Annotated in this window: 6 protein-coding genes; all 6 read right to left on the reverse strand. The window is 47.7% G+C overall.

Annotation, left to right across the window (positions count from 1 at the left end):
* Window positions 1–135 precede the first annotated feature (135 nt).
* A complete protein-coding gene (locus tag A3751_RS19540) occupies window positions 136–1,026 on the reverse strand; it encodes a prenyltransferase (protein ID WP_068458622.1) in 891 nt (296 codons plus the stop codon).
* A 110-nt stretch (window positions 1,027–1,136) separates the two neighbouring features.
* Window positions 1,137–1,796 (reverse strand): YoaK family protein, encoded by a 660-nt coding sequence (locus A3751_RS19545; protein ID WP_068458623.1) that lies wholly within the window; start codon window positions 1,794–1,796, stop codon window positions 1,137–1,139.
* 135 nt (window positions 1,797–1,931) lie between these two features.
* Entirely contained in the window at window positions 1,932–2,378 is a 447-nt protein-coding gene (locus tag A3751_RS19550) for a PliI family lysozyme inhibitor of I-type lysozyme (protein ID WP_082863396.1), read from the reverse strand.
* A 69-nt stretch (window positions 2,379–2,447) separates the two neighbouring features.
* Complete coding sequence (locus A3751_RS19555) at window positions 2,448–2,912, reverse strand: DUF2141 domain-containing protein (protein ID WP_068491734.1); 465 nt, start codon at window positions 2,910–2,912, stop codon at window positions 2,448–2,450.
* A 115-nt stretch (window positions 2,913–3,027) separates the two neighbouring features.
* Window positions 3,028–3,387 carry a hypothetical protein gene (locus A3751_RS19560; protein WP_068458625.1) on the reverse strand — a complete coding sequence of 120 codons (360 nt, stop codon included), beginning with the start codon at window positions 3,385–3,387 and terminating at the stop codon, window positions 3,028–3,030.
* Window positions 3,388–3,513: 126 nt separating this feature from the next.
* Window positions 3,514–3,765, reverse strand: a complete 252-nt coding sequence (locus tag A3751_RS19565; RefSeq protein ID WP_068458097.1) for a TIGR03643 family protein — start codon at window positions 3,763–3,765, stop codon at window positions 3,514–3,516.
* Window positions 3,766–3,815 lie beyond the last annotated feature (50 nt).

Here is a 3,815-nt window from a genome sequence, read left to right on the forward strand (position 1 = left end):
GCTAGTAAGAAATACATGCTCTTGTTTCAAACCTGGTTTCAAGACAAAAGCATTTTGAGCTCCTATTGCGAGAATGAGAGAAAAGCCGAGAGAAAAGCCTGCCAAGAGCGCGCTCATGAGATGCCTTTTTTAACGTTATCGAGCAAGTAGAGACCCCCCGATGAGAATTGGTGTGAGAATGCCCGCCGCGACGTTGGCCGCCAAATACTTTGGGTGCTCGCCAATTTTCGCTGTGTGCCTTACTGCGCCGTGCAAAGCGAACAAAGAGAGACATAACGGTAGTAGCGCCATTAAACCTAGAGTTGGCAGGTATCCGATGGCAACGCATAAAGCGATCAAAGAGTACGCCACTAAGGTGAATAGCGCATAAACCACATTACTGCTTTTTAGTCCAAACACTATCGGGAAGGTTTTTCTCCCAGATGCTTGGTCAGCTTGTAAGTCGGGGTATTGGTTCAGCAGCAGTATGTTGTTTACCAGACAAAAAGGAACCAACGACAATAGCCATGTTAGCGTCTGATTTGAGCCATTCAGAACGGTATTCGTGCCAACTACCATGAGTACTCCAAAGCCAAGTCCTGGAGCGATAAGGCAGAGTAACGGCAGACGATTAAGCCATTGTGTGTAAGTCGCAACCAACACCATTCCTGCGAGGCCAATCGGCAGAATTTCAGCACCATGGCTTGTTAAAAAATAGCCGCCGATAACGCTCGTCAGAGTGAGAGTCATGAGCCCTGTGATGAGAACGAAACCCGCTGCTTCAGGATAGTCTGGCAACGCACCACTTCCGCCGCTAAAAGGTGTTTTGTTTGTGTTTAGATCCAAACCGCTTTTAAAGTCAAAGTATTCATTGAGCGTGTTCACGCTGATATGTGCCGCCATTGCACCAATAAGAACGAGCGCAAAGTCCACATTCGAGAAAACAGCCTGTTCCGCGAACGCGATACTCGCACCTAAAAAAACACAGGCAGGAGTGAGGATTAAAAAAGGTGGCCGTGTTGCTTGAAGTACAGCAGTGCGGTTCATGCTTATTGCTCGCTTGTCGCTTAGGGACAGTTAATTGGATGATGCTTGCAGATTAAAACGAGTGGCTAATGCGACATTAAGAATTAATCTGCGAGATAAGTTCTCGACTGTCAATGGTGTGTTTTAGCATACCGATGGTAGGTAAGTGCCATAACGAAGCAGATCATTGCAGGTAAAAACAACGCCATAAACTGAAGCTGCTTGAATATCAGTGTGCCCGCTGTGCCGCCGAGTATGAAACCAGCAATAATAAACAAGAAGAGTTTGGCTTTGCGCTTGTCGAGGGATTCGCCTCGGGCAAGTGCACCAAGCATAATGCCTAGGTCGGTAAAAATGCCCGTTACATGCGTGGTACGAACGATCGCACCGCTGTAGGTTGTTGCCAGAGCGTTTTGTAAGCCACATGCAGCTGAGGCAAAAAAATGCCCGTAGAACGAACCTGAGGTCAAAAACCACAAGGCGAGCAAAAGTAGCAATGCTTCAATGATAAGCGCAGTGTCATAGTGCCTGCCGAGTTCTAAGTTCGCCCCGTGCAACAGAAAGCCAGCAATAGATGACCCAACTAGAAACGCCACAATCACGCCAGTGAGATGCATCGTATTCTGTAATGAAGCGTCGAGGAAACTCGTGCCAAGCAGCGTTGCTGTGCCGGATAAGTGAGATACAGATTGGTGATCAAAGCTGAGTAAGCCAATGGCGTTTACAAAGCCTGCAACGAATGCCAGTACAAATGCACCAATCTCAACCCATTTTGGTAACTGTGCAATCAATGTGCGATCCGGCCTCTGTGTGCGGTCAGTCGGTGGGATGAATGGTTTTGATGGTACTCAGCGCATTATGTGTTCAAAATTGCCCGCCTGCAATGCAGTTGGTGCGATTTCAGTGTCCGTCAGCCCTGTTTTTGGTTAGCGGCAGCATGCTTTTCTAAGTGCGTTTACTGGGTCGGTGTCAGGTTGCATCCCGTTTAACTCGTGGATGCTTTCCAATCTGTTATCAGCGATAGAAAAGGCATAGGCTGATAGGTAGCTTCCACTGCCTACTGTTCGGCTGATAACAATGAGTTCCGATAGTTGATCACCGTTAATATCGGCAAGCGTTGCTGTTTCGATCGCACCATCGCGCGCCATAATCAGGCCGTCAAGAAAGAAGGTTGTTTCATCTCCTTTAGCCCCAGCATCGTACAGCCTAACGCTGAAGCTGCCGATAGAGCGCGCCTCTCGCTCGCCTTCGGCAATCAGCAGAGTCTGGCCGGTTTGGAATGTTAGCTGCTTAATGAAGCGGTCACTGTCTCCAGCATACGAGACACCTGAAAAAGACACGGCAACGACGAATATCACGAGTCTTATTAACATTGTTTTTTCCGGGAAAAGGGTACTTGATACAAATAGAACGGCCTTTTAGGAAGTTCTTTTAGAAAAAACTCAGGTTTCTTGGCCGACGCTATTTAAGTGAATTTTAATTGGGCGACCCGAAGACGCACGGATCTTGGTTTGCTCAAACGTAGGCGGGCCGAACCGGCCTTTAGCGTTGTTAGAAAAGCCCACTAGCTCAGTCGGGATGCCGATAAAGTTGGTATTGAGCTTCCCATCCTGATCCTCATCGTAGAACACGCTCACAGAGTACAGTGCGTCATCCAAACCTGAAAGTTGAAACGAAGCCTTGCCCTTCGCATCCACGTTTTGTCGCAGCGAAACAAGAGGTTTCTTTAAATGGTGCGTTGCGGAGTCAAACAACGACAAAACGATTTGGCCTGAAGACGGCTTAGCCCCGACCACCTCAACCCTCAAGGTGATATCGTCGCTCGCGAAGGTAAGGCTTGAGCCAAGGATCGAGGCAAAAACCAATGAGACGAACAACCCGGGTGCTCTCAGAAAATGCTTGATCATGGCTAACGCTCCGGTCATTTGATGATTAGAGAGTAGTCCAAATAATCAGAACGTTTGTGTTGGTCTAGCTGAATGTGACGTGGTCTGACGAATCTAGATGCCCACTATCACAAAGTTACTGCTTACAAAGACGGTTAAAGCCGGCTGTTTTAGCGGCTTTCACTACTTGTCCTACCGATCCCGCACCTGCATAGCTAACGATGACACGGGTTTTGGTCAGGTTCACTCGCATGGTTGCCGAGGTGTACACCAACTTAAGGTCGTACTCGCGTTTGGACTCATACCAACCGGTCGTATTGTTGTTAAACCAACCCCAAAGCGCATCATACTCGGTGCTGCCGCGGGCAACTTGTTTACCGCAGAACTCAAATTCTGGCGGCATGATATCGGTGAAATTGATGGTTCCATAGGCCGAAGCATAAGCACTATGCAGTAGGGCGGAACTTGCAACAAGAAAGACGATGATGAGTCGCATACAAACATTCTCTTATTTTTGGATGTCGCTTGATACTTAAGGTGTTTTAAAGGGCTCACTCACTGAGCCCGACCATTCTAACCAGAACAGCGAATTGTTCGCCATGCGCTCTGTCTGATTTTGTGCCTATCGATTTTTATACTGGGTTGGACAATAAGCTCTGGCGACATCTGGCGAGCGAAATGCCGTAAATTTGGTTTTTCTTCCGGATACCCGCTTGCGCCATAATTTAAATGAGTTCGGCTTTAAATTGCGGCGCATCAACCGGATGACGCTGGACTCATCGATATCGAATTGCTGCTTTATCGCCTCAAAAGGTGTTCTGTCTTCCCAAGCCATTTCAATGATTCTCGAGACCTCGTCCGTATTAAATTGCATTGTTTATCCGCCTGTACTGTCGCAATACCCTGATATGCTTTATGTACGAA

This window comes from Oleiphilus sp. HI0080, assembly GCF_001635135.1.